Source organism: Hyalangium versicolor, from assembly GCF_020103695.1.
Classification (GTDB): Bacteria; Myxococcota; Myxococcia; order Myxococcales; family Myxococcaceae; genus Hyalangium; species Hyalangium versicolor.
Genome location: NZ_JAHXBF010000041.1, coordinates 12,224 through 37,973, shown reverse-complemented (window position 1 = coordinate 37,973; position 25,750 = coordinate 12,224). Strand labels below are relative to the sequence as shown.

The following is a 25,750-nucleotide window of genomic DNA, read 5'->3' as shown; positions in this document are numbered from 1 at the left end:
GGCTCGCTCAGTCCGTCGCCTCGTTCCCGGCGCGGTCCATGTGGCTCCATTGGTACGCCGCGCGAAGCTCTTCTCCCACGAACTCGATGAACACCTTGAGCTTCGCTGGGATACCCCGATTGTGAGGGTAGAGGGCGTGGATGGGCGCGGCCGGTACCCGGTAATCGGGCAGGGCGACCTCGAGCCGTCCCGCGTCGATGTCCGGGCCCACGTCCCAGATCGACTTGAGCACGAGCCCGCCTCCTTCGAGCGCCCACTCGTGAGCCATCTCGCCGTTGTTGGTCGAGAGTGGACCCGTGATTCGCACAGTCGTCGTCTCGCCCTCAGGGCCCTCGAACTGCCAGTCCTGGTTCGGTGGGGTGCCGAAGGCGATGCAGCGGTGGTTCTTCAAGTCGGTGGGGCGCTTGGGTCGGCCCCACTGGGCGAAATAGGAGGGGGCGCCACACACGACGCGGTGGTTGGGGGCCAGGCGCTTCGCGATCAGGCTGGAGTCGGGCAGGGCGCCAAACCGGATGGCCACGTCGTAGCCCGACTCCACGAGATCCACGACGGCGTCCGACACGTCGAGCTGCACGCGGATGTCGGGATACCTTTCCAGGAATCGAGGAATGAGGCGCCCGAACTGGCGGCGGGCAAAGGCCGCGGTCGCGGTCACCTTGAGCAGTCCGCTCGCCCCACTCTTGTGCGCGCGAGCCCGTTCCGTCGCCTCGTCCAGCTCCCCCAGCAGGCGCACGCAGCGCTCATGGAAGTCGGTTCCCTCCTCCGTCAGGCTCAGGCTGCGTGTGGTCCGGTTCACGAGCCGCACGCCGAGCCGCTCCTCCAGCCGGGCGAGGCGCTTGCTGACGACCGCGAGAGACATGCCCAGCTCCCGGGCCGCGGCCGAGAGGCTCCCCGCCGTCACCACCCGCGTGAAGACGGTCACGTCGACCAGGCTGTCAATCATGGACGGGATGCTCCTTGTCTGCCCGGTGGTGTTCAACAGGTCCGCATGTGCGCGAATGGCGCACCACGTCAATCGACTTCTCCCAAGAAGAGGAATGCCCCTGCCCACCCAGCTGTCATTTCAGGCATTGTTTTGAGTCCCCAGGAGTGCAGGGGCCACAGCGATTCCACCTCGAGGAGACACCTGCCCATGAAGACGATCGCGGCACTCATCTGTCTGTTCGGGCTGCTGGGAACTCTTCCTGCTCATGCGTCCGAGTCGACGGATGTGCTCGGCCGCCAGGTGCCCGTCGGACAAGGGCGGCCGGCGTTGGTGCTGTACACCAACCGCGGCACCCGCGAGGAGCTGCGCAACACGGCCTATCCCTTCATCTACGGCCTGCGCTCGGCCCATCCCGTCATCGTCGTCCATGTGGACCTGCGCGATGTCCCGGGCCTCTTCAAAGGACTGGCGCGCAAGGAGCTCCTCAAGAGCTATCGCGCCTCGCTCGAGGCGATGCGGAAGGTGTACCGCGAGCAGGGCGAGCAACCTCCCGTCGATCTCGAGTCCTCCTTCTTCATGGTCGCTGACTCCCAGGGCGAATCCCACGAAGCGCTGGGGCTGAAGAAGGGATTCGATCAGGTCCTCGCCCAGGCGGTGGGCCCCTCGGGACAGGAACTGGCGCGTGGACCTTTCCCTCAATCCGCCCCCGTGATCGGCCGAGCCCTCAGTGCCGGGGGCAACCCTCCGCTCACTCCGGTGGCGGGCATGCTCCACAAGCCGTAAGCCGCCGGGCCGCCGAGAAGGCATCAAGCCCCCGCCCTCGTACAACGCTCACGTCCTCCAGTCGAAGCCTCTCTCGCACGAGAGGATGGGATGCGCGGCGTTGCGCGCGGATCGCTCAGGCAACACCTTGCGTCATACATGGGTGGCGCGGGTGCGTGGCGCATCCACAAGGATGTCATGCGGGATTCAACACCAGTTCTCACGAGGCTCAGCGGTCCCCTTCAGGAGCGGTATGAGCTCCTGGGCCTGGTAGGGCAGGGAGGGTTTGGCCAGGTCTATAAGGCCCGCCAGGTCACGACCGAGCAGGAGGTCGCGGTGAAGATCCTCCGGCCCCCCGCGGGAGGATCCGAGCACCAGCTCCAGAAGCAGTTGGCGCGCTTCCGGCGCGAGATGCGCATCTGCTCCAGGCTCTTCCACCCGAACCTCGTGCGGCCGATCGACTCCGGCCAGACGGAGGAAGGCCTCCTCTACAGCGTGTTCGAGTTCGTCCCCGGCGAGAACCTGGCGGATGTGCTGGCGCGGGAAGGTGCGCTCGAGCCCCGAGAGGCCCTCCGGCTGATGATCCAGGTGCTGGACGCCCTGGACTGCGCGCACCGACGCGGTGTGGTCCACCGGGACATCAAGCCCCAGAACATCATGATCACCGACACCGGCGCCCGGCGGAACGCCATGGTGCTGGACTTCGGTCTCAGCACCCTCGTGGAGGAGTTCAACGCCGAGGACGTGTCCGGGATCAGCAGCATCTTTGAAGTCCTCGGCACCCCGGCCTACGCCGCGCCGGAGCAGCTCCGGGGACAGCACCCCGACATGCGCTCCGACTTGTATTCCTGGGGGCTCGTCCACCTGGAGTGCCTGACGGGGGAGATGGTGATGAAGGGGCGCTCGGTCCAGGAGGTGCTCGAGAAGCAGATCGGCCCCGAGCCCGTTCCCATTCCCGAGACCCTGGAGGGGCTTCGGCTGGGAGAGCTGCTCCGGCGAGCCACGGTCAAGGACATCGACAAGCGCAACGTCACCGCCGCGGAGCTGATCCGCGAGCTGGACGCGTGCACGCAGGAGGAGGCGAGTATGGTGGTGAGACGATTCGCGATGGCGCGGACCCGTGCGGCTCCAGCTTCGAAGAAGAACCCTGGATCCTCTTCCCTGCTGTCCGGGGAGCATCTGCGGCAGATCACCGTGCTGTGCTGTGGCCTGAACGTGCTCCCGCTGCTCGCCGAGCAGGAGGGGGCGGATGTCGAGGAGCGCGACAGCGCGCTGCGTGCGCAGCAGAAGCGCTGCACCGAGATCGCCGAGGAGTTCGGCGGCTACCTGGTGCCGGGCGGGCTCGGCCAGGAGGTGATGATCTACTTTGGTTATCCCACGGCCCGGGAGGACGCGCCCCGGAGCGCGGCTCGGGCGGCGTTGAGGATCCTGGAGGATGCGGCGCTCCGGAAGGCGGAGCTGGAGACGAAGCGGGGGCTGTGGCTCGAGCTGCGGATCGGCATCCATACCGGCCTGTCCATCGTGAGGGATCCCCTCGCGCAGGAGCGCCAGGACTTCCCCATCGTGCTGGGCACCACGCCCACCATCGCCAGCCAGCACCAGGAGATGGCGGAGCCAGGGGAGTCGCTGGTCAGCCAGGACACCTACCGGTTGCTCCGGGACGACTTCGTGTTCGAGACCGTGCGGCGCGTCGAGCCTCGCACCCACCAGCCTGTCGAGGTGAGGCGCCTGGACCAGCCGCGTGCCTCGGAGTCCTCCCGGTTCAATACCCCCCTCGTGGGGCGCGAGGGGGAGCTCCGGCAGTTGCTCAAGTCCTGGGACGAGGTCCGGCAGGGCGTGGGCCAGGGCGTCCTCATCACGGGCGAGCCCGGTATCGGCAAGAGCCGGCTCGTGAAGGAGCTGTACCGGAGCCTGCGCGGCACGCCGTTCACCTTGCTCGAGTGCCGGTGCGCCTCGGAGGATCGCACCAGCACGCTTCGCCCCATCATCGACATGCTGGATCACCTGCTCGGCCGCGGGCGGGACTGGTCCGCCGAGCGCTGCCGGAGTGAGCTCGAGGCGATGCTGTCCCGGTACGGCTTCGAGCTGGAGGAGGCCATGCCGCTCTTCGCGTCCCTGCTCTCCATTCCGCTGGATGAGCGCTTCCCGCCCCTGAAGGTCACTCCCGAGTGGCAGAAGGCGCTGACGTTCGATGCGGTGTTGAACCTGCTCGTGGAGATCGCCGCGCAACAGCCCGTGCTCATGGTCGTCGAGGATCTCCACTGGGCGGATGCGACGACGCTGGAGTTGCTGATGTTCCTGCTGGAGTCCGTCTCCACGGCGCGTCTGGGCGTCTTCTTCACCGCGCGCTCCAGCTTCGTGACTCCGTGGGGCGCCTCCCAGACGGTTCATCTCCAGCTCGGACGCCTGTCGCGGGAGCATGTGGCGACGATGGTGGAAGCGCTGGCCGGCGGAGCGCGGATGCCCGCCAGGGTGGCCGAGCAGGTGGCGGAGCGGACCGATGGGATTCCCCTCTTCGTGGAGGAGCTCACCCGGATGGTGCTCGAGTCCCAGGAGGTGAAGCCGGGCTCGAAGCGCGAGCGGCGGGTGGGAACCCTCTCCGGTATGGCCATTCCCGGCACGCTTCGTGGCCTGCTGGAGGCGCGGCTGGACCGGCTCGGCCGGGCCAAGGAAACGGCGGAGCTCGCCTCGCTGCTGGGCCGGGAGTTCAACTACGAGCTGCTCCGTGCCCTCTCTCCGCTCGATGATCGGACGCTGCAGGCGGATCTCTCGACCCTGGTGGCCTCGGATCTGCTCCAGCACCGGCGCCGGCTTCATGACTCCACGTATGTGTTCCGGCATGCCCTGATCAAGGAAGCGGCCTACGAGTCCATCCCCCGGGCCACCCGGCGCGAGCTCCACTCCCGCATCGCCTCGGTCCTGGAGGAGCGCTTCCCCGCGCTCGTCGAGAGCCGCCCCGAGCTGCTCGCCTGGCACCACGCGGCGGCGGATCAGAAGAGCCGGGCGCTCTGGTACGAACAGCTCGCGGCGAGGAAGGCGCTCCTGCGCTCGGCCAACGCGGAGGCCATCGCGCACGCGAACCTGGCGCTGGAGTATCTGGACGCGCTCCCGGAGCAGGGGCGGCAGCGGATGGAGCGCGAGCTGGAGATCAACAGCATCCTCATCCCGGCGTTGATGTCCGCTCGGGGCTGGCCCGCCGAGGAGATTCAGGCCCGGAGCAGGCGCTCACAGGAGTTGATCGACGCCCTGGGGCACAGCCCGCATGCCGCTCAGGCGCTCTGGGCGCTCTTCTCCTATCACCATTGCCGGGGCGAGTTCGGTGTGGCCAAGGATCTGGTCGAGCGGCTGCTCGCCCAGGCCAAGAGCGGGAATGACACGGGTCTGCACAGCCTGGCGCTTTGCATTCGGGGAGAGCTTCACGGCCTCAAGGGGCAGCTCAACCGGTCCGTGGAGGATCTGACCGGGGGGCTGGGCCTCTACGATGTCGTGCAACACCAATCCATGGCCCAGTTCTATGGCCTGGACGCGAGAGCCTATGGGGAGGCGTTCCTGGGGATGCTGAAGTACCTCATCGGGTCGCCGAAGGAGGCGCTGGTGCATGCGCTCGACGCCGTCAAATGGGCTCGGCAGATCAACCACCCCATCACCGAGGGCACCGCCATCATCTACCTGGTCAGTGTCTATCACTTCCGAGGAGAGAAGGACGCCATCCCCGCGCTCGCCGAGCACGGCATCAAGCTGGCCGAGCGCTATGGCCTGCCCGTGATCGAGGCGTACAACCGCATCCTGCTGGCCTGGGCACGGCATGACGTCGAGACGCTGGCGCGCAACCTGGACAAGCTCCGCGAGTGGAAGATGCTCACCGGCTTCTCCTATTACACGCTGCTCCTCATCGAGGCCGAGTTCGAAGTGGGGCGGTATGCGTCGGCTCGGCAGCACGCCGAGGAGATCCTCCAGTGGGCTCGCCAGAGCGGGGAGACCTACTGCGTGCCGTTCATCTACGAGGTCCAGGCCCGGATCCTTCATCGGCTGGGTGATCAGAAGGGAGCCCGGGAGGCCTTGGATCTGGCCATCCAGGAGGCCCAGGAGCAGGGCGCCGTCATGCCGAGACTCCGGGCTGCCAAGACGCTTGGCCGGCTCTGGAATGACTCGCAGGCGCGCGCCCGCGCTCGCGAGGTGCTCGAGCCCTTGCTGCGGAGGTTCTCCGAGGACGTGGAGTCCCAGGATGTGCGCGAGGCCCGGGCGCTGATATTGGCGCTCCCTCGTGAAGAGGAGAAGCCTGAGGTGGGGGTGCAGGAGGCGCGTCCCAACCTGCACTGAGTCGCGGCGCGCTGCGGGAGCCTGTGTTTCGAGGGAAGGGGGAGGTTGATGGCGGTGACGGGGCGGGGGGCGGAGTCGAACGAGATGGAGCCGTGGGTGATGGCCTGGTGCAAGATCGTCGTCAGGTCCTGGATCGATCCGGGCTTCAAGGACGAAGTGCTGGGGGCCGGCGCGGCCAGGCTGAGGGAACTCTGCTTCGAAATGGGGTACGAGCTGCCGGCGGATATCGAGCTGACTGTGCGTCTCGTGGCGGAGCCCGTGTACGTGCTTCCTACGCGGGTGGGTGCATCGAGGATCGAGCTGCTCCTCCCGCCTCCTCCGGTGTCCGAGCACCAGATGATCGCGATCGCGGACTACGTGCGCGCCGGGGGCATGAGTCCCCCGTTCTGCTGCTGCTGACACCCTATCGTCGCGGCAGCCAGGACACAGTGTCGGCCGAGCTGCTCACAGGATGCAGGGCAGCGGATTGAGCGCGGACTCCGCGAGCGGCTGGCGGCTCCAGCCCATGTGCACTGGCACTTCATAGAGGCGCCCCGGGCCGAACCGGGGCCAGAAGTGACGCAGGCCTGGGACGATCACCTTCACGGCGCTCAGTCCAATGTCCGGGCGGGTCTGATCCAGCACCAGGGTCTCCAGGCCCGAGCGGGCGGCTCGCTCCACGCAGGTGGAGATGTCCTCGCGCAGATCCTTGCTGCGGTGCACGGCGAAGTCCGCCGCGGTCCGAGGACGCGCTGCGGGATCGGGGTAGAGCCAGGACGGGTCCTCTACGTCCGCCATGTTCCATGGCGGTGCGGAGCGCTGCCGGGGATCGAAGACCTGGTTGAACTCGGTGAGCGCCCGCTGGAGGGCGAGCCGCGCCTGGATATGCGCCCCCAGCCCGATGCAGAAGCGCTCCCCCCCGGTGGATGTCCCCAGGGCGGCGAAGACCGGGATGCCGAGGTCATGCGTGAGGTCCAGCGCCCACACCATCCAGCCGAGAGAGCGGTAGTGCGCGGCGAGTTCCTGGAAGTACGGCTCGTCGAAGCCGCGCAGCTCCACGGGCGGCCGCCTCAATCGGTTGTACCACCAGATCGCCACCGCATCCCGCTCCACGAGCTCGAGGAACCCCTGGAGGATGGCCTCTTCCAGGCAGTTGCCTGCGGCGTGTCCGTTGGAGTCTCTCGGGAAGAACCGCTGCTCCGGGCGAGCCGGGTAGCGCGTGTAGCAGTAGGCGGTCGGCGCGTAGCGCTTACGGTGGTGCGTGAGCGACCAGACGGGAGTCCACTCGAGCTCCGCGTGCTCGTTGAACGGGAGTGGCACCTGGCTCTTGGGGTGGAGGTGGCGGCTGTTCCACATGTCCCGTTCGGCGTACTGCTTCTGGCTGAAGTTCAGCAGGAGGTTCGGGGGGAGCGCCTCCGCGCCGAGCTCCGAGAGGCGCGAGAGGAACCGCGGCTCATCTCCCTGGAAGATGGCGCTGTAGCGCTCGAGTGCCTCGCAGAGCGCGCTGGCCCGGGCCTGGGCCGCGGTCCGCCCCTTGCCCGCGCTCGTCCAGTGGAAGTCCATGGGGCAGGGCAGATCGTCCGGCGGACGGCTCAGCCCGACGGCCGCGTAGACCGGCCGGAGCGCATGGTCGCGGTCGGGCACCGGCCCGAGGCTGCAAACAACCCCCGTGATGGGGCTGATCAGGTGCTCGAGGCGCTCCGTCGTCTCCTCGGGTGTCATGCAGCGGTAGCCCCCATCTTCTTCGAAGCGCTTCCGGCGCGGTTTGAGCACGAGGGGCTGGTGGGCTCGCTTCTGGAGCAGCTCCGGTTCTCCGCAAGCGGGGCACTGCGGACGCTTCACCACGACGTGCTCTTCGACGCGCAGGCGGTGGAGCTCCAACGTCAGCAGCCGCGTATCCAGCCGGGATTGCCGGCCTTGGGCGACCCACCGCGCCAACTCGAACGCGGCCAGGGACAGCGCGGCCTGGACGCTCGCCGGAGTGCCAGCGGTGGGAGGAAGGACCGGCCGCGTGGCGGTGGAGCGCCGCGAGAGGAACTCCTCGACCGGACGGTTGGCCCGGAGCCGGTGGGTGAGGCAGGCCCAGCAGGGCCCGGCTCCCGGTCTGAAGAGGGGTCCCACCCACGGGAAGGTTCCGCCCGGCTTCAAGGGCACCCACGCTGTCCCGCGCTCGATCATGGAGCGGTGGATTTCTTCCAGGCCCAGCTCCAGGTAGTCCTGCACCAGCACCACCTCCACCTGGCTGGCGGACGTGCCGACTCGGATACCCGCAGCGGCGAGCGCCTGCTGGAGCGGCTCCGGATCGAGGCCTTGCGACCGGACGCTCACCGTGCACTCCAACAAGTGCCGAGCCGCCTCCCGGGGATCGACTCCCAGGGACTGCCAGAGCGCGGCCTGCTCCGGGGGCAACTGAGGAATGGCCTGCGTCAGGTAGCCGGCCTGATGCAGCGAGGACAGCGCGTAGAGCACCTCCGGCAACGAGCTCTCCTGGCCCATCATCGCGAGGAGCTCCCTGCCGGTCCGGCGTCCATCGAGCAAGGGTGTCACCTGGGCGAGAGGGCGCCCGACGAGCAGGTAGTGCTCGCGCTCTCCCAGGAGGACCACCCTGTTCTCATCGACGCGCTCGAGCCGCAGGTGGGGCTTGAGCTGGAGTGCCTGCTCCAAGACATCGCTCATGAGGGCAGGCTCTCAGGGTGGCGTGCCAGCAGTAATGGCCCCGCGGGACGGGAGGAGTGTCCTGTGGGGTAAAGCCGTCGAGCCCTTCCCCTCTTGCCGCTCGGGTGGACGGCGGCGGATGGCCACATTGGGAAGCAAGGCATGTCCCATGGACTCGAGCAGGCGCAAGAAGCTGGAGGAGCAACTTCGAGCGTTGTGTCAGGCCCGGCAGTATGGGCGCGCCGCCGCGATCGCCTTGGAAGGTTACGGTGCGGAGATCCGCAAGGTGATGAAGGTGACTCTCAGGAATGAGAGCCGGGTAGATGACGCATTCAGCGCCTTCAGCGAGAACCTGCTGACGAGCCTGCCGGGGTTCCGCTGGGAATCTTCGTTCCGGACGTGGATCTACGGGGTGGCGCGCAACACCTGTCTGCACAGCTTTCGTGCGCCGGATGCCCGGGAGCAGCCGCTCCCCGAGGAAGCACTCGAGAAACAGCCCATGATCGAGCGTACGGTGACGCAGCCCTGGCTCCGGACCGAAGTCAAAAGCCGCTTCAAGGCCTTGCAGGAGCGGCTCACCCCTCACGAACAGCGGATTCTCTCGCTGCGTGTGGAGTCCGGGTTGTCCTGGACGGAGGTTGCGCGGGCCATGGCGGGCCGGGAGCTGCCCCCCGCGGAGCTGGAGAAGCGGGCGGCCGTCCTGCGCCAGCAGTTCCAGCGCATCAAGGCCCGGCTGCGCCTGCTCGCGATCGATGAGGAGCTGCTCTCGTCCCATTAGGTCTCGTCCGGGATGGGGGCGAGCGGCGGACGCCTGGCTGGCTCCGTGCCCCGTGGACATTGAAGCAGCCGCGCGCCGGGGCGCGTTGATCCGTCCCGCCGTTCACACCGCGCCGTGCCTGTCACCACCTCTCCGAGGGGCTGGATCTGGAGGGTCCTACGAACGAACGGTGGTGGTTTGGAATGAGCCGTATTCTCGTGGTGGAAGATGACGTGGACATGCGCGAGCTGTATCTCGACTTGCTGACGGAGATGGGACACGAGGCGGTGGGAGCATCGGACGGAGTGAGCGGGCTGGAGCTCGCGGAGACACTGAAGCCCGAGCTCGTCATCTCCGACTGGCGGATGCCGCGCATGGATGGAGCCGAGCTCTGCAAGCAATTGCGGCGAGACGATCGGTTCCGCGACACGCGCATCATCCTGCACAGCTCGGAGGGCACGCCTGTGTCGCAGCATGCGGACATGTGCCTGCGCAAGCTCTCGGACCCCGAGGGCTTCCGGCGCATGGTCGAGACCGCGCTCAGCGCCACTCGAATCGAGGATGTTGCGTAGCGCTCCGGCGGGGTGTCCGCAGCCACCGCCGGGCGGGCTCCTCCAGCCAGAGGAAGACTCCCAGGGAGATGAACACCGAGAGGAGGGCGTAGACGGCGAAGAAGGCCCGGGGCGAGGAGACCGCGAGCCCCACACCGAGCCGATGGTCCGCCAGCCGGATGTAGAAGCTCAGCGGGCTGTGAAGGATGTAGAGCGCGTAGCTGGCCTCGCCCAGGCGCACCGCCCAGGGCCAGGCCAGCAGCCGGGCCAGAAGCCCTCTCCCGTACGCCAGCCCCCAGATGAGCAGCGCGAAGGCGGGCATCAGCGCCAGTTCCTTGAAAGCAGCCGAAGACCCAGGCCAGGGAACGAGGAAGATCGCCAGGCTTGCCGCGGCGGCTACCAGGGCCTGTGCGGGAGCACCGGGCCCGGCCCCTCTGCCTTCGCTCAGGCGTTGGGAGAAGAGCCGTCCCAGCAGGACGCCCAGCAGGAACTGCGGCAGCCGCAGGACGGGGTTGTAAGCGGCCACCTGGAGCCACGTGTCCGGGCCGAAGGGAGGGGCAGGGCTCTCGGCGATCCACCGATCGACGAGCACCCACAGCACCGTGGCCACGGCCGACACACCCAGCGTTGCGGCCGCGCCGGCCCACAGCCCTCGCCGCCCCGCGCGGACCACGGGCACGCAGAGCAGGGGGAAGAGGAGGTAGAAGAAGGCCTCGACGGACAGGGACCAGCCCGGGCAGTTCCACACGCACGCGACCGAGGGCTTCCAGGCCTGCGTCAGGGTGAACACGGCCAGCCCCACGCCGGAGAGCTTCCAGAACACCTCCTGCGTGAGCCCTCCCGCGGTCCGAGCCAGGCTGTCCACCACGGCGGGCGCCATGATGACCAGCCCCAGCGCGTAGACCGGGTAGATGCGGGCGAACCGGGCGAGCCAGAAGGCCCGTCCCTGGACTCGCGGACTGTCCTGCGCGCCCAGGTAGCTGTAGGCGAGGATGAAGCCGGACAGGATGAAGAAGAGCGTGACGCTGTGGGGCCCGCTCGCCAGGAACCGCTCGAGCCACGCCGACACGCCCTCACGCGGGGCGTAATGGAAGGCCACCACGTGCAGGGCCGCGAGGAAGCGGACCCCCGTGAGGGCATTCAAGGAGACGCGGGAGGCAGGAGGCGCGTCGGACATGGGCGCGCCGTGGAGTATAGAGGAGGAGGCCCTTGCTGGCAGGTGCTACAGGAACGGCAGCGGCGCCACCTTCACGGTCGGCCCCTCGGCCAGCGTCAGCTCCGTGCCCGGCGTCAGGTGGTCCCGGTGCACGTAGCCCAGCGCCACCCGCTGGCCCTGCACCGGCGAGCGCACCACGCTGGTAATCCACCCCACCTTCTTCTCTCCCTTGCGCAGCTCCGTGCCGGGTGCCACCTCCAGGTCTCCCAGGAGCAGGCCCGCCAGCTTGCGGTTCATATGGCCGCGGAAGGTGGCGCGGGCAATCACCTCCTGCCCGATGTAGCAGCCCTTGTTGTAGGAGATGGCATGGGTGAGGTTCGCCTCCAGCGGAATGGTCGTGTCCACCATGTCCTGCCCGTAGCGCGGCACTCCCGCCTCTACCCGGAGCAGCTCCAGCGCCTGGAAGCCCAGCGGCTTGAGCCCGTGAGCCCCTCCGGCCTGGACGAGTGCCTTCCACACCGCCTCCAGCGCTCCCCGAGGCACCAGCACGTCCACTTGGTGCTTCTCGAAGCCCGGACTCCCCATGAGCAGCACCGGAGTCCCCGCCAGGGTGGCCTCCCGGGTGGTGTTCGCCGCCAGCGGCGCGAAGGGGCTCCCCAGCGTGGCGCCCAGCACCTCGGCTGCCTTGGGACCGAGCAGCCTCAGCAGGGCCCACTCGCCCGTCACCTCATGAATCTCCGCGTCCTCGGAAATGAGGTACTTTTCCAGGAACTCCTTGACCTTGGCGCCCATCCCCGGCTCCAGGTCCAGGAGCAGGTCGGCCTCGCGCTTGAGGAGCCGGGCGTCCGCCACCATGGCCCCCTTGGCCGTAATCATCGCCGTGTAGGCAGCTGTGCCGGGGGCCAGACCCTTCACGTCCTGGGTCACCATTCCGTGTAGGAAGCTTGCCCTGTCTTCCCCCGTTATCCGGAGCGTCTCGCGGTAGGAGGCATCATGTAGCGCGACGGCCTCTCGTGCCGCTCGATACTCGGCCTCCGAGTCTCCATAATCGGCCGCCACTTCCCGGCCACCCACCGCCGTGAAGCGGGCGCCCGCCTGCTCGTGAAGAAAATGCAGCGTCAGCGGTTCCATGCCCGTCGCTATATAGACGCCCAGGAGCGAATGCCACGATGGATGTGAAGCACCTGTCCGCCTTCCAAGGCTTCTCCGCGGAGAAGCTCCAGAAGCACAACGTGTTCCAGTCCGGGCGCTTCTTCCTGGACGTGTACTGCCTGTCCCCGGGGCAGGCCCAGAAGCCTCACAAGCACCCCATGTCCGACAAGGTGTACGTGGTGCTCGAGGGCCGCTGCCGCTTCCGCATCGGCGCCGAGGAGGAGTCCCACGGCCCCGGTGCCTCTGTCTTCGCCCCCGCCGGCGTGGAGCACGGCGTGACGAATGACGGGCCGGACAACGCCCGGCTCCTCGTTTTGATGACCCCCCCTCCGGAGCACGCATGAGCAAGGCCAACCCGCCCCCTCCCGTCCCCGTTCGCGGCGCCACGGCGCTGCTGGTCCTGGGGCTCGCCGAGAGCGCGCTCTCTCTCTTCCAGTGGTCCCAGCTCCTCACGCTGCGCAACGGTGGCACCACCGTGTGCAGCGTCTCCGAGCACGTGAACTGCGAGACCGTCTGGAACACCCCCTTCGCCAGCCGTATCCACGAGTTGCTCGGCATCCCCGTGGCGGGCTTGGGCCTGTTGTGGGGCCTGGTGGCCACCGCTCTGGCCGGCCTGTACCTGACGTGGCGCAGCGGAGGCCACTCCGTGCGGCCCGCCGTCAACGGCTTGAGGCTCACGGCGGCCGTGGGCGGGGTGACCACCGTGTTGCTGGCCAGCGTGAGCGCCTCGGCCGGAGCCCTGTGCCTCACGTGCCTGGGCACCTATGTGCTCGTGCTCGCCTTCGCGGTCGTGGCCTGGCGGGGACTTCCCGGTCCGCTCATGCCCCTGGCGGGTGAGTGGGGCTCCGCGCTGCAGTGGGCGGGTGGGTTCGCCGTGGCCGGTTTCATTGCCCTGAGCCTCCCGGGCCGAGCCACCCCGAAGGCCTCCTCCGAGGGAGACGTGCTGCCGCAGCTCACCTCCGAGCCGACCTCGCTGGAGTCGTACCTGCAGGCGCTGTCGCCGAGAGATCTGCAGCAGCTGTCCGACGCGCTCGCGCAGTACCGCCAGGAGAAGCCGCTGCCGGCCAAGGCGGTCGCCCGGCGCCGGGATGGGCCGGTGGACGCGCCCGTGAAGATCGTCGAGTGGACGGACAACAAGTGTCCCCACTGCCGGGCGCTCGTGGAGGCCATGGCCGAGATGCGCAAGCGCGTGCCCGAGGGGAAGATGTCCATGGAGGCCCGCCACTATCCGCTGGATGGTGCCTGCAATCCCACCATCTCTCCGGAGTTCACCGACGGTGGCCTGCGCTGTCTGGCGACCAAGGCGACCATCTGCCTGGAGAGCGCGCCGGAGTACTGGCAGCTGCGCGAGAAGCTCTTCGCGGCCCAGAACGCGCTGTCCGTGGACACGGTGATGAGCATTGCCTCGTCCGGCTCGGTGTCGCGCTCGCAGCTCGAGGCGTGCGTGAACAGCACGGACACGACGCGCAAGCTCCAGGAGGACATCTCCTACGCGATGCAGCACCACATCGAGGGCACGCCGCTCGTCGTGGTGAACGGGCGCGTGGTGATGCCCAGCGTGCCGTTCATCTTTGCCCTGGTGCTGGCGGGGGGAGATGCGAATGCTCCCGCGTTCCGGGTGCTCCCGCCGCCCAACCGCCCCGTGGCCGACTCGCACTGAGTCGCTGTCCCTCCCGCACGCTTTGGCTCGACGATGGGAAAGAAAGACAAGAAGCCTGAGCCCGCAGCTCCCGCGGCGCCGTTCAACAACCCGTTCGCGGGGCTGTCCGCCCGGCGCGAGGAGCTGCCCTCGAAGCCGGAGCCGGTGAAGGCGCCGGAGAAGGAGGAGCGCAAGGGGCCAGCGCGTGCGGTGGTGCGGATGGAGCGCAAGGGGCGCGGTGGGAAGGAAGTGACGGTGGTCGAGCAGCTTGGGCTGCCGTCAGCGGAGCGCGAAGTGTGGCTCAAGGCGCTGAAGGGTGCGCTGGGCTGCGGCGGGGTGGTGGAGGAGGAGTCGCTCGTGCTCCAGGGCGATCAGCGCGATCGGCTGCCCGCGCTGCTGGAGGCTCGCGGCGTGCGGCGCGTCACGGTGGGCTGAGCCGCTCGAGGGCCGCGGACTCCTTAATAGGAAGGGAGCGGCTTGCGCGGCAGATCCCGAGGCCGCTCCGTGGGGGGATTGTGCAGGAACTCCTTCATCTGCTGCTGCGCTCTGTCCGGCTGCCCCAACTGGAGCAGCACGGCGGAGTAGAGCCTCCGGCACTCGCCATGGTGGGGATCCACCTGGACACAGCGAGAGAGCACCTCGGCGGCCTCGGAGAACTTTGCCTGGTGCATGAGGGCGCGCGCGTTATCGGCCAGCGCCCATGCGTCCTGGGACGTGGAGCGCGCAGGCTCTTGGGCGGGCGGCGGCTCCGCTGGCGGAGGAACCTTCGGGGGCGAGGAGGGCTTCGTCGAAGCGGAGGACTCTGGGGGCGTGTCCTGCTTCGCCGTCGCTCCGGGGGCTGCGGGCTTGGATTCCGTCTGCGGGGTAGGGGCACTCCCCGGAGACGAGGGGACAGTTGAATCCGCCACTCCCGAAGGCGCGGGCGCCAGGGGGCCGGAAGGAGGCGGGAAGGTGGACTCCCACCACGCGGAGACGAATCGGTCCGGACGGTGTTTGACGCCCGCGAAGGCCACCCCAGCGGTGGCCGCCACCGCGAGCAGCACCCACGCCTTGCGCGACTGCCGCCGGAGCGCCGGCACGCGGGTGGACACGAAGGGCGCCACGGTCACGGTCTCGGTGTCCACGGGAGGCAGCGGCTGGGTCGTGGGAGGAGGGAGGGGTTGGGTTACCGGCACCTTCGCCCGGGTGGGTGCGGTGGGCGGTGCGCGCCAGGAGGCCAGCTCCTCGAGGAACGCGGTGGGCACTTGCACCGAGCGGCCCTCGGCACCCAGGTCCTCCCGGAACAGCTCCTGGACGAAGTGCGAGAGCGACAGCGCCGAGAAGCGGGGCGTCGAGGCGTACAGGTAGCTGGTGAGCGCGTCCCCGAAGGCGTGGCTGGACTCGAAGCGCTCCTCCCGCTTCAGCGCCAGCGCCTTCATGACGAGCGCCTCCAGCTCCTCGGGCATGTCGGGGCGCAGCATGCTGGGGCGGGGGAACGCGCCCGTCAGCAACTTGGGGAGCGCTACGTACTCGGGGCCCTCGACGGGGAGCCGCCCGCACAGCAACTCATAGAGCACGATGCCGGTGGCCCACACATCCGTGCGCGCATCCACCTCTTCTCCGCGCGCCTGCTCGGGCGAGAAGAAGAGGTACTTGCCCTTCACCATGCCCGGCTCGGTCTGGAAGTTGCGCTGCAGGCGCGCCTTGGCGATGCCGAAGTCCACCAGCTTGACCTGGCCCTCGTAGCTGACCAGCACGTTGTCCGGAGAGATATCCCGGTGGACGATGCCCAGGGGCTTGCCGCTGTCATCCCTGCGCGTGTGGGCATAGTGCAGGCCCCGGCTCATCTCGATGGCGATGAAGAGCGCCAGGGGCCGGGGGAAGGCGCTCAGCCCCGAGCGCAGCGTGCGCTTGATGATGCGATCCAGCGGCCGCCCGTCCACGAACTCCATGGCCAGGAAGTACTCGCCGTCCATCTCTCCGAAGTCGTGCACCTGGGCGATGTTGCCGTGCGACAGCGTGGCGGAGATGCGCGCCTCGCTGATGAACATGGAGATGAACGCCTCGTCGCTGGCGTACTCGGGGAGGATGCGTTTGATGAGCACGGGCTTGGTGATGCCGGCGGCGGCCAGGAGCCGGGCCCGCCAGGTTTCGGCCATGCCTCCGTGGCCGAGCCGCGAGACCAGCTCATAGCGGCCGAAGCGATCTCCCGGTTGAAGCCCCATGCGGCGGCCATCCTACCCGTCACGGCGTGAGACTTCACAGCCCCTCGGCTCCCAGGAGACTCAGCGCGGTGGACTGCGGCCGGGGCTTCTCGCGAGGATGCGCTCTGCATGAAGATCTGGGTCGATGCCGATGCATGTCCGGGACCGGTGAGAGACATCCTTCTGCGCGCGGCGCAGCGCTTGCGGATCTCCGCCGTCTTCGTGGCCAACAAACGTCTGAGCCTGCCGCGCTCGGAGTTCGTCTCCACGGTGCAGGTGGGGGCGGGGCTGGACGTGGCGGACACTCACATCGCCGCGTCAGCGCAGGCTGGAGATCTCGCCGTGACGCAGGACATTCCCCTGGCGGCGTTGCTGGTGCCCAAGGGAGTGGTGGTGTTGGATCCCCGAGGCGAGCTCTTCAGCGAGGAGAACATCGCGGAGCGGCTCTCGGTGCGCAACTTCATGCAAGAACTGAGGGACAGCGGCGTGATGACGGGAGGGCCCGGGGGCTTCTCTGCTCAGGACCGTCAACTGTTCGCCGCGACATTGGACCGCGAGCTGACCCGGCTTCTCAAGCGTGGGTGACGAGCTCGCGACCGGGCGGCGCAGCGCCTACGCCTGCGGGAGCGGCTCCGGGAAATCCTCGAACGGAGCGGGGTAGATGCTGGCAGCGGGGATCTCCGTCTTGAGTGCCTGCATGGATCGTTCTCCTCGTGAAAGGGCTGCGGCGTCCGTCCTCAGGGGAATCCAAGCAAATCCGGAGTGTCGAAGTCAACCCATGTTCTCGATATTTGATACTGACATGGTCCTTTAGGACAGTGGGTACGGCTTTACATCATGTAGGGCGCACTTTGAGTGTGTTTTTTAGCACGCTCTTTGGAATGTGGGGACAGAAAACCTACATCAGCGACAGATTGCAGGGTTCGAGGCCAGCCGTTGTCGCCCCGGTAAAATGCCGCGCCTCTTCATCCCCGAGATTCCCGACGATGAGTGCCCGCTACAACCTGCTGTCCCCCGAGTTGAAGGCCAACCCCTACCCGGCATACGCGGACATGCGCCTGAACGCGCCCATCTGCCAGGTGGATCCTGGCGGCATGTGGGGGGTGTCTCGGTACGACGACGCGATGCAGGTGCTGAAGAACCCGCAGCTGTTCTCTTCGCGGGGCTTCGGGGAGACGACGAACCCGCCGTGGCTGGGGGGCAATCCGTTCTCCGACTCGATGATTGCCCAGGATCCGCCTCAGCACGGGCGGCTGCGGGGGCTCGTGAACCGGGCCTTCGGGCTGTCCGCCATGGCCCGGCTGGAGCCGCGCGTGCGAGCCCTCACGGAGCAGATCGTCTCCGAGATTCCCCTGGGCCAGCCCGTGGACATGGTGAAGGCGTATTCCATGCGCATCCCGGCGAGCGTCATCGGCCACATGATGGGGTTGGACCCGTCGCTGCACGTCCGGCTGAAGCAGTGGGCGGACCTCATCACCGGGGGCGTCACCACGGTGCGGCCGGACGAGCCCGAGCGGATGCAGGTGGCGCGCAACGCGGTGGCGGAGCTGAGGCATTACTTCGGTGAGCTGCTGGAGCGGCGCCGGAGCGAGCCGGGCGACGACATGGTGAGCGATCTGCTGCGGGCGCGCATCGGCGGCGAGGCGCTGTCGCAGGATGAGTTGATCGCCTTCCTGGCGCTGCTGCTGGTGGGAGGAATCGAGACGACGGTGAACCTGCTGGGCTCCTCGCTGGCGGTGCTGCTGGATCGTCCGGAGTTGCTGGAGCGCCTGCGAGGCGACACCTCGCTCATTCCTCCTTTCGTGGAGGAGGTGCTGCGCTACGAGCCGCCCGTGCAGGCGGTGCCGCGGATGACCACGGAAGAGGTGGAGCTGCGAGGTGTCCGGCTGCCAAAAGGAGCCCGGGTGCTGGTGCTGCTGGGCTCGGCCAACCGGGACGAGACCCACTTTCCGGAGCCGGACCGCTTCGATGCGCAGCGGCCTGGGCCGCAGAACCTGCCCTTCGGGCATGGCGTGCACTTCTGCATGGGGGCACAACTGGCGCGGCTGGAGGGACGTCTGGGGCTGGAGGTGCTCTTGAAGCGGTTCAGTCGGCTGGAGCGAGCGCCGGAGTCCATCACCTGGAACCGCACGCTGTTGCAGCGAGGGCCTGGAATCCTCCCGCTGGTGCTACACCCAGCCTGAGCGGTGAGCGACGGCGCTCGCACGACAGGAAGGAGGGCCTCTGAGAGGAACGTTGCTCCCAGAGGCCCGGGACTTCAGGACGGCCCGGTGCTCAGTACTGGCCCGTCAGGGTGATGCCCGACGCGGTGCTATAGCCATACAGCCGCACATAGTAGGTGCCGCCTTGCGGGGAGGAGATCGTGCAGGATTCGGTATTGCCGCCCGCTGCCGAGAAGCAGGCATACGAGGTGCTCGTCGGCGTGGAGCCGAGCTGCACGTAGAGCTCCGCGTCTCCCGTGCCGCCGCTCGTCTGGAAGGTCACGCTCGTCTTCCCAGCGGGAACGTACAGCGTGTAGATGCAGGACCAGAGCCCTGTCGCCGCGCTGATGCCGGTCCTGGGCGAGCCATTGGAGAGCGTATAGGTGGTGGAGCAGCTCGTGGGGGGCGGGGTTCCAGGGGTGTACGAGCCCGTCAAGGTGATGCCCGTTGCCGAGTGATAGCCAAACAGCCGCACGTAGTAGGTGCCACCCTGCGCGGTGGGGATCGTGATGCTCTCGGAGTTGCCCCCGGCCGCTGACGAGAAGTCATAGGAACTCTCCGTCGGAGTGGAGGCGAACTTGACGTACAGGTCCGCGTCGCCCGTTCCGCCGCTCGTCGTGAACTTCAGGTCCGTGGCGCCCGCGGGCACGGACAGCGCGTAGATGCAGGACCAGATCTTCTCTCCTGCAGCCACTCCCGTCCTGGGTGAGCCATTGGAGAGCGTATAGGTGGTGGAGCAGCTCGTGGGGGGCGGAGTCCCGGGCGTGTACGAGCCCGTCAGGGTGATGCCGGACGCAGCGCTGTAGCCAAACAGCCTCACATAGTAGGTGCCCGCCTGCGGGGTGGGGACCGTGACGTTCTCGGAGTTGCCCCCGCCCGCCGATGAGAAGTCAGAGGAGCCATCCGTCGGAATGGAGCCGAACTTCACGTACAGGTCCGCGTCGCCCGTTCCGCCGCTCGTCGTGAACCTCAGGTCCGTGGCGCCCGAGGGCACGGCCAGAGCGTAGGTGCAGGACCAGACCTTCTCTCCTGCAGTCAGCCCCGTCCTGGATGAGCCATTGGAGAGCGTATAGGTGGTGGAGCAGCTCGTAGGGGGCGAGGTCCCGGTGGTGTACGAGGCCTTGAGGGAGACACCTGACACCGCGCTGTAGCCGAAGAACCGCACGTAGTAGGTGCCGGACTGCGGCGTCGCGACATTGATGGACTCGGTGTTGCCGGAGGAGTACGCCGAGCTCAAGTCGTACACCCCATCCGTGGGGGCGGAACCGAACTTCACGTAGAGGTCCGCGTCCCCTGTTCCCTCACTCGTCTCGAACTTCAGGTTCGTGGAACCCGCGGGTGGAGTGATGGTGTAGATGCAGGACCATGTCTTGTCTGGCGCATTGAGTCCCGTCTTGGCCACGCCGTTGCTGAGCGTGTAGACGGAGGTGCAGCCGACTTCGGTGAGCTCGATTTCCTTCAGGGACTTCAGGGACGTCTGGAGCTCTTGGCCTGGTTCCTCGGGCTCCAGGAGTGCTTCCTCATCGCCGGTCATCTCGGGGCCACAGGCCATGAGGGCCGTCAGGCACGACATCATCGCTGCTCTTGCAAGGGTGTTCTTCAACGCCGATCTCCTCGAGGGTGATACCGCCGACTCGTCGTCGTGGTGAGCAGCACCCTGAGACATCGGTCTGACATTCAATGGCGATAGCCGCTCAATAACAGTCGCCGCGGATCCAACCCATCTGGTGTCTATGTTTTCTCGCCACGCAAGAGGTCTTCGGGCGGAAGGCATGCTCACTTCGCTTTGCGAGCACCGGAGCGGCGGCGAGCATTCTCCTTGAGAGGGATCCGCTCGGGAGAGCGCTGGGGGTTTTCCCCAGGCTCGAGGAACTGCTGGCCCCACGTGTCGATGGCCTCCACCACTTTGCGGAAGGCGGCGCCCTTGGGCGTGAGCTGGTAGGCGACGCGAATGGGCGGGCCGGGTTGGACGTCGCGCACGACGAGCCCCTTGGCCTCCAGCTCCTTGAGGCGCGCCGACAGCGTCTTGTCTCCGATGGCGGAGATGCGCGTGGCCAATTCGCTGAAGCGCAGGGGGCCGTCCTGCAGCACGGCGAGCACCAACCCCGTCCAGGGGCGGCTCAGCAGGCCGAGCGCTGCCTGGATGCTGGGGCACAGAGGGTCCAGGGACTTTTCCATCGCTGCTTCCAAGTATGGGCTCGCCGCCGCTCGGGGGCCAGCTGTATTGAGGGGAGTCGCTTTCTCCAGGGAAGTGACTTGACAGGGGGAAGTTCAGCGTTAAGTCAAAGCTATCCACAGGGAAGTGACTTCCTGTGGGGAAGCAGCCCGGTCCCAAGAGGCCGTGGCATCGAAGGAGAACGTCATGAGTGGCAGCATCGGCAGAGTGCGGGAGGTCGCGAGCCTCACTTCTTCGCAGTATCAGCATGAGGGAGCGGGGTTCATCGTGCGGCGTCCCTTCCCCACGATGGGGTTGGACTCGGTCGATCCGTTCCTGCTCATCGACGAGCTGGGGCCGATCGACTACGGGCCCGGCGAGGCCCTGGGTGCTCCGGACCACCCTCACCGGGGCTTCGAGACGGTGTCGTACGTGCTGGAGGGCGAGCTGGAGCACGAGGACTCGGCGGGGCATCGCGGGGTGCTGCATTCCGGGGACGTGCAGTGGATGACGGCGGGAGCGGGCATCATCCACTCGGAGATGCCGTCGCGGCGCATCCGCGAGCAGGGAGGCCGCGTCCATGGATTCCAGATCTGGGTGAACCTGCCGAAGCGGCACAAGATGATGCGGCCTCGGTACCAGGAGATCTCGAGCGCGAAGCTGCCCGAGGCTCGCACCGAGGATGGGCTGGCGCACGTGCGCGTGATTGCAGGTGAGGCGTTGGGGGCGCGGGCAGTCATTGACACGGTCACGCCCATCGTTCTCCAGGACTGGACGTTGCAGCCTGGAGCCGACGTCACCGTTCCGCTGGCGCCCGAGCTGCGCGTGATGGTGTACGTGTTCCAGGGGGCGCTCCAGATTGGAGACGCGGGGAAGCGGGCCGAGGAGGGACAGTTGGCGGTGCTCGAGGAGGGAGAGGCCGTGCGCTTGAGGGGTGGGACGGGGACGGCTCGGTTCCTGCTGCTGGGCGGCGTGCCGCTCCGCGAGCCCGTGGTTCGCTATGGCCCCTTCGTGATGAACACGCGGGCGGAGCTGGTCCAGGCGTTCGAGGACTTCCAGAGTGGCCGGATGGGGGAGATCACCCGCACGGCGCAGGTGAGCGGTGACGGCGCCAGCCCTTGAGGCCCAGGGTGCTCGCAGGTAGGGAGGGGGAGCGGGTGGACAGCCCCTCCTCTCTGCGTGAGGAACACTGGCTGACAGAAGGGGTGGGCGGCGCGGGCAAAGCAGGGTAGATGCGTTTCCTGCGCGGGCTCCCTGGCGAGGATGCTGGGGAGGCCCGCTTGGGTTCTCTCATGATGCTGGCCTACCCCATGCCACTGTGCGTGGCGCCGATGATGGACTGGACCGACCGGCACTGCCGGTACTTCCACCGCCAGATCAGCCGGCACACGCTGCTCTACACGGAGATGCTGACCACGGGGGCCGTGATCCACGGCGACCGCGAGCGCCTGCTGGGCTTCTCGCCGGCCGAGCACCCGGTGGCCCTCCAGTTGGGAGGCTCCGAGCCCGACAAGATGGCTGAAGCGGCTCGCATCGGTGAGGAGTGGGGCTACGACGAGATCAACATCAACGTCGGCTGCCCAAGCGACCGGGTGCAGTCTGGACGCTTCGGTGCGTGCCTGATGGCCGAGCCCGAGCTGGTCGCGCGACTGGTGGGGGCGATGCGGGAGGCCGTTCGCATCCCGGTGACGGTGAAGTCGCGGATCGCCATCGACGAGATGGAGGAGTGGCCGACGCTGGAGAACTTCGTACGGCTCGTCTCGGGGGTGGGGTGCACGCGCTTCATCGTGCACGCGCGCAAGGCGTGGTTGCAGGGGCTCAGTCCTAAGGAGAACCGGGATATTCCGCCGCTGCGTTACGAACTGGTGCACCGGCTCAAGTCCGAGTTCCCGCACCTGGACATCAGCATCAACGGGGGCATCAAGACCCTGGATGTCGCCGCCGAGCACCTGAAGCACGTGAATGGCGTGATGATCGGTCGTGCCGCCTACGACAACCCATACATCCTGGCGGAGGCGGACCGGCGGTTCTTTGGATCCACGGAGACTCCGCGGGATCGCCATGGGGTGGTTGAGGCGATGTACCCGTATATCGAGGAGCGTCGGCGGGACGGGGCACCGCTCAATGCCATCACCCGGCACATGCTCGGACTCTTCCAGGGGCTGCCGGGGGCTCGGGCCTGGCGCCGGTACCTGAGCGAGAACGTGCACAGGCCGGGAGCAGGTCCTGAGGTGGTTTCGGCGGCGCTCGCCCTGGTGCCACGGGCTGCCCCGGCCGAAGTCGCGGCCTGACCGACTGGTATGACAGGCATACCGGTCGGCCGCGCCCGGCTCAGTTGAACAGCTCGAGCAGGTCCTCGCGAGTGATGGCTGTTGCCGCCGAGGTCTCGCTCAGGGCCGCCTCGAAGAGCGCGCGCTTCTTCTCCTGGAGCCCGAGGATTCGCTCCTCCACCGTTCCCTGAGAGACGAGCCGGTACACCATGACCGGCCGCTCCTGCCCGATGCGGTGCGCGCGGTCCGCCGCCTGCGCCTCCGCCGCTGGATTCCACCATGGATCCATCAGGAACACGTGGTCCGCCGCCGTGAGGTTCAGGCCCGTGCCGCCCGCCTTCAGCGACATGATCAGCACCGGCGCGCCCTCGGGGCTCTGGAACTTCGCGGTCACCTCTCCGCGGTTCGCTGTCGAGCCGTCCAGCCGATCGAAGCCGATGCCCGCGGCCTTCAGGTGCGGCTCGAGCAGATCCAGCAGCGACGTCCACTGAGAGAACACCAGTGCCTTGTGTCCGTCCGAGACCGCTGTGCTGAGCGCCTCCACCAGCGTCTGCACCTTCGAGGACGTGTTGGCCTGCTGGCCCGGTACGAGCGCCGGGTGGCACGCTGCCTGACGCAGCCGGAGCAGCGCCTCCAGCGCCTTGAGCACGTTGCCGCCCTCGCTCAGCAGCGCCACCACTTCCTTGCGCGTCGCCGCCATCACCGCGTCGTAGACCGAGCGCTCGCGCTCATCCAGAGACACGTGCATCACCGCCTCGGTGCGCGGCGGCAACTCGGGCGCCACATCCCGCTTCAAGCGCCGCAGCACGAACGGCCGGATGCGCCGCCGCAGCAGGTTCGCCGCGTCGGCCTGGCCGTCCGCGATGGGCCGAGCCACCTTCTCTTCGAACTGCCGGCGCCCGCCCAGCAGCCCCGGGTTCGTGAAGTGCATCAGGCTCCAGAGCTCCTCCAGCCGGTTCTCCAGCGGCGTACCGCTGAGCGCCAACCGGAAGTTCGCCTTGAGCCCGAACGCCGCCCGAGCCACCTGGCTCTCCGGGTTCTTGATGGCCTGGGCCTCGTCCATCACCACCGCGTCCCACGTCTTCTCCGACAGCACCGGTGCATCCAGTCGCAGGATGGCGTACGTCGTGAGCGTCACGTCCGCGGCCGCATCCAGTGAGCGGCCGGGCCCGTGGTACACGCAGACCTTGAGCGAAGGACGGAAGCGCTTGAGCTCCGCGGCCCAGTTCGCCACCACGCTGGTGGGGCACACCACGAGCGAACCCTTCCCCAGCACGCACAGCGTCTGCAGCGTCTTTCCCAGACCCATGTCGTCCGCGAGGATTCCGCCCAGCCCCGCGGACTTGAGGAAGCCCAGCCAGCTCACGCCCTGCTGCTGGTAGTGGCGCAGCGTCGCCGAGAGGTCTCCCGGCAGCGTCGGCGCTGGGAGCTTCTCGAAGCCCTCGATCATCGGCGCCAGCTTGTCCAACCCCGGCGGAGGCGGTTGCTCGAGCGTCTCGCACAGCGCGCCCAGCTCCGGAAGGGCGTGGTTGGCCACCTTCCCATCCGTTTGCCGCGCGGCCAGCAGGTCCGCCACGCGCTGCCCGTTCTTGTCCAGCCACGCCCGAGGCAGGGGCGCCCAGCCGCCTCCCTCCAATGGCACCAGCCCCAGCCCCTCGGACCACGCCCGGATGACCGCCGCCGCGTCCACCGTCTGCGCCTCGCCCTTGGCTCCCTCCACCTGGAACTCGAGCGTGAAGCGCACGTCCGGGATGCCGGACTCGGAGCCGGCCGAGTCCACCTTGAGCAGGGGCCGCAGCTTCACGTTCGGGCTCACCAGCCCCGCCGCGTCGCCCGTGAGGTCTCCGTGGAAGCGCCGCAGCTTGTCCGCCCAGCGCACCATCTCCGGGCCCGACACCGTCAGCCGCCGCCCGGGAACCAGGTTCAGATCCTCCCGGAGTTGGTGAAGGAGCTTCTGCTCGGCCGCCTCGTCGCGCAGCGGCACCGCGCCTCGTAGGTACACCATGCGTCCCGCGTCGATCCGCACCGCCGGCGGCGAGCCGTAGACGAGCGAGGGGAGCACGGACAGCCCCTGCTCCAACTGCTGCAACTGCAGCTGGATGCGTGGCTTCATCTCGCGATCGATGGGTGGCAGGCGCTTGCTGAGGACCTCGATCGGAATGCGCCGCGCCAGCTCTGGGAGCACCCTCGAGGTGACCTCTCCGAGCTGCTCCGGCGCGAAGGTCCGGACGATCGGGAGGCTCTGGAGCCACGCGCCCGTCATTGCCGTCTCGCCCAACCGCGCCAGCGCATCGCCCCACAGTGCGACGCCCGCACTGACCACTTCCACCACGCGCGGATCCCTCGCGACCGTCACCACCAGCTGCGCGCCCCGGTCCTCCACGATGGCCTTCGGGAGGACGACCTCACCCGACACGGCCACGGGCCGTCCATCGAGCAGCACGTTGCGCGCCGGCTCGAGCGCCTTGAGCAGGGCATCCAGCTTCTCGGGAGACAGCGCCCCTCGCGTGCGCTTCTCCAGCAGCCGGTCTGTGATGAGGTCCGACTGTTCGACCTGCAGCGTGGCGGCCTGAGTGGGCTTCGCCATCATGGAGAGCAGGCTGCCCTCCAGGGGCTCCTCCGTCCCATCGGCATGCGCGAGCGTGCGCTCGAGCTGCAGTCCTCCGTCCACCCGCGTGAAGCGGTACACCACGCGAGACCACTTGCTCGAGGTGGCCTCCAGCGGCTTGTCCTGGGTCTCCGCCTGCTGCAGGGAGATGGCGGACGCCACCACGTGCTCGCACGGATCCACACGGCTGGGGCAGTCGCACTCCCAGGCCTCATCCCCTGGATACAGGACGACCGTGACGGGGACTGATCGGCCGGGAGCTCGGACCCTCAGCTCGATCTCGGTGCCGCTCCGGGACTGGAGCGCCACGGCTCCCGAGCGAGCAAGATTCACTCCGTTGGTCCAGATGCCAGGGCGGGCTTCTTTCCGGACGGCCTCGAGCAGTTGTGTGGTCGCGGACATGGGAGACGGCACTCCCTACGCTTCACGGAGGCGCC

Annotated in this window: 20 protein-coding genes; 12 read left to right on the top strand and 8 right to left on the bottom strand. The window is 68.0% G+C overall.

What is annotated here, in order from left to right; translation table 11 throughout:
• Positions 1 to 7 precede the first annotated feature (7 nt).
• Complete coding sequence (locus tag KY501_RS48235; RefSeq protein WP_224372098.1) at positions 8 to 943, bottom strand: LysR family transcriptional regulator; 936 nt, start codon at positions 941 to 943, stop codon at positions 8 to 10.
• A 189-nt stretch (positions 944 to 1,132) separates the two neighbouring features.
• Here KY501_RS48235 and KY501_RS48230 point away from each other — a divergent pair, with 189 nt between their 5' ends.
• The 3 genes from KY501_RS48230 to KY501_RS48220 all read left to right on the top strand — a co-directional run bounded on the left by KY501_RS48230 (position 1,133) and on the right by KY501_RS48220 (position 6,406).
• On the top strand, positions 1,133 to 1,708 hold the full coding sequence (locus KY501_RS48230) for a hypothetical protein (protein WP_224372096.1): 576 nt from the start codon (positions 1,133 to 1,135) through the stop codon (positions 1,706 to 1,708).
• 177 nt (positions 1,709 to 1,885) lie between these two features.
• Positions 1,886 to 6,007, top strand: a complete 4,122-nt coding sequence (locus KY501_RS48225; protein ID WP_224372094.1) for a TOMM system kinase/cyclase fusion protein — start codon at positions 1,886 to 1,888, stop codon at positions 6,005 to 6,007.
• Between the two features lie 48 nt (positions 6,008 to 6,055).
• Complete coding sequence (locus KY501_RS48220; protein ID WP_224372200.1) at positions 6,056 to 6,406, top strand: nitrile hydratase subunit alpha; 351 nt, start codon at positions 6,056 to 6,058, stop codon at positions 6,404 to 6,406.
• A 45-nt stretch (positions 6,407 to 6,451) separates the two neighbouring features.
• Here the strand turns inward: KY501_RS48220 and KY501_RS48215 are convergent, their stop codons facing one another.
• Positions 6,452 to 8,662: a TOMM precursor leader peptide-binding protein gene (locus KY501_RS48215; RefSeq protein ID WP_224372092.1), complete on the bottom strand. Its 2,211-nt coding sequence runs from the start codon at positions 8,660 to 8,662 to the stop codon at positions 6,452 to 6,454.
• 148 nt (positions 8,663 to 8,810) lie between these two features.
• On the opposite strand from KY501_RS48215, the gene KY501_RS48210 reads away from it, so the two are divergent.
• Both KY501_RS48210 and KY501_RS48205 read left to right on the top strand, forming a co-directional pair.
• Entirely contained in the window at positions 8,811 to 9,419 is a 609-nt protein-coding gene (locus KY501_RS48210; protein WP_224372090.1) for an RNA polymerase sigma factor, read from the top strand.
• Between the two features lie 182 nt (positions 9,420 to 9,601).
• Complete coding sequence (locus tag KY501_RS48205) at positions 9,602 to 9,970, top strand: response regulator (RefSeq protein ID WP_224372088.1); 369 nt, start codon at positions 9,602 to 9,604, stop codon at positions 9,968 to 9,970.
• On the opposite strand, the gene KY501_RS48200 is transcribed toward KY501_RS48205, so the two are convergent.
• Both KY501_RS48200 and ygfZ read right to left on the bottom strand, forming a co-directional pair.
• Positions 9,939 to 11,126 carry an acyltransferase family protein gene (locus KY501_RS48200; RefSeq protein WP_224372086.1) on the bottom strand — a complete coding sequence of 396 codons (1,188 nt, stop codon included), beginning with the start codon at positions 11,124 to 11,126 and terminating at the stop codon, positions 9,939 to 9,941. The two genes, KY501_RS48205 and KY501_RS48200, sit on opposite strands and share 32 nt — an antisense overlap.
• Before the next feature lie 45 nt (positions 11,127 to 11,171).
• A complete protein-coding gene (gene ygfZ, locus KY501_RS48195) occupies positions 11,172 to 12,236 on the bottom strand; it encodes a CAF17-like 4Fe-4S cluster assembly/insertion protein YgfZ (RefSeq protein WP_224372084.1) in 1,065 nt (354 codons plus the stop codon).
• Between the two features lie 38 nt (positions 12,237 to 12,274).
• On the opposite strand from ygfZ, the gene KY501_RS48190 reads away from it, so the two are divergent.
• The 3 genes from KY501_RS48190 to KY501_RS48180 are packed head-to-tail and all read left to right on the top strand — an operon-like array spanning position 12,275 to position 14,331.
• The gene (locus tag KY501_RS48190) at positions 12,275 to 12,601 is read left to right on the top strand and encodes a cupin domain-containing protein (RefSeq protein WP_224372082.1); all 327 of its coding nucleotides are present in this window, start codon (positions 12,275 to 12,277) and stop codon (positions 12,599 to 12,601) included.
• Positions 12,598 to 13,917 carry a thioredoxin domain-containing protein gene (locus KY501_RS48185; protein WP_224372080.1) on the top strand — a complete coding sequence of 440 codons (1,320 nt, stop codon included), beginning with the start codon at positions 12,598 to 12,600 and terminating at the stop codon, positions 13,915 to 13,917. Before KY501_RS48190 ends, KY501_RS48185 begins: the two co-directional genes overlap by 4 nt.
• A 33-nt stretch (positions 13,918 to 13,950) precedes the next feature.
• A complete protein-coding gene (locus tag KY501_RS48180) occupies positions 13,951 to 14,331 on the top strand; it encodes a translation initiation factor (RefSeq protein WP_224372078.1) in 381 nt (126 codons plus the stop codon).
• Positions 14,332 to 14,354: 23 nt separating this feature from the next.
• On the opposite strand, the gene KY501_RS48175 is transcribed toward KY501_RS48180, so the two are convergent.
• Entirely contained in the window at positions 14,355 to 16,100 is a 1,746-nt protein-coding gene (locus KY501_RS48175; RefSeq protein WP_224372076.1) for a serine/threonine-protein kinase, read from the bottom strand.
• A 108-nt stretch (positions 16,101 to 16,208) separates the two neighbouring features.
• On the opposite strand from KY501_RS48175, the gene KY501_RS48170 reads away from it, so the two are divergent.
• Together KY501_RS48170 and KY501_RS48165 are read left to right on the top strand one after the other, a co-directional pair.
• Positions 16,209 to 16,664 carry a YaiI/YqxD family protein gene (locus tag KY501_RS48170; RefSeq protein WP_224372074.1) on the top strand — a complete coding sequence of 152 codons (456 nt, stop codon included), beginning with the start codon at positions 16,209 to 16,211 and terminating at the stop codon, positions 16,662 to 16,664.
• Between the two features lie 401 nt (positions 16,665 to 17,065).
• Positions 17,066 to 18,262: a cytochrome P450 gene (locus tag KY501_RS48165; protein ID WP_224372072.1), complete on the top strand. Its 1,197-nt coding sequence runs from the start codon at positions 17,066 to 17,068 to the stop codon at positions 18,260 to 18,262.
• Positions 18,263 to 18,353: 91 nt separating this feature from the next.
• On the opposite strand, the gene KY501_RS48160 is transcribed toward KY501_RS48165, so the two are convergent.
• Both KY501_RS48160 and KY501_RS48155 read right to left on the bottom strand, forming a co-directional pair.
• Entirely contained in the window at positions 18,354 to 19,883 is a 1,530-nt protein-coding gene (locus KY501_RS48160) for a PPC domain-containing protein (RefSeq protein WP_224372070.1), read from the bottom strand.
• A gap of 173 nt (positions 19,884 to 20,056) precedes the next feature.
• Complete coding sequence (locus tag KY501_RS48155) at positions 20,057 to 20,458, bottom strand: winged helix-turn-helix transcriptional regulator (protein ID WP_224372068.1); 402 nt, start codon at positions 20,456 to 20,458, stop codon at positions 20,057 to 20,059.
• Positions 20,459 to 20,642: 184 nt separating this feature from the next.
• Here KY501_RS48155 and KY501_RS48150 point away from each other — a divergent pair, with 184 nt between their 5' ends.
• Both KY501_RS48150 and dusA read left to right on the top strand, forming a co-directional pair.
• The gene (locus KY501_RS48150) at positions 20,643 to 21,557 is read left to right on the top strand and encodes a pirin family protein (protein WP_224372065.1); all 915 of its coding nucleotides are present in this window, start codon (positions 20,643 to 20,645) and stop codon (positions 21,555 to 21,557) included.
• 170 nt (positions 21,558 to 21,727) lie between these two features.
• Positions 21,728 to 22,726 (top strand): tRNA dihydrouridine(20/20a) synthase DusA, encoded by a 999-nt coding sequence (dusA, locus tag KY501_RS48145; protein WP_224372196.1) that lies wholly within the window; start codon positions 21,728 to 21,730, stop codon positions 22,724 to 22,726.
• Positions 22,727 to 22,766: 40 nt separating this feature from the next.
• On the opposite strand, the gene KY501_RS48140 is transcribed toward dusA, so the two are convergent.
• The gene (locus KY501_RS48140; RefSeq protein WP_224372063.1) at positions 22,767 to 25,715 is read right to left on the bottom strand and encodes a DEAD/DEAH box helicase; all 2,949 of its coding nucleotides are present in this window, start codon (positions 25,713 to 25,715) and stop codon (positions 22,767 to 22,769) included.
• Between the last annotated feature and the right edge of the window lie 35 nt (positions 25,716 to 25,750).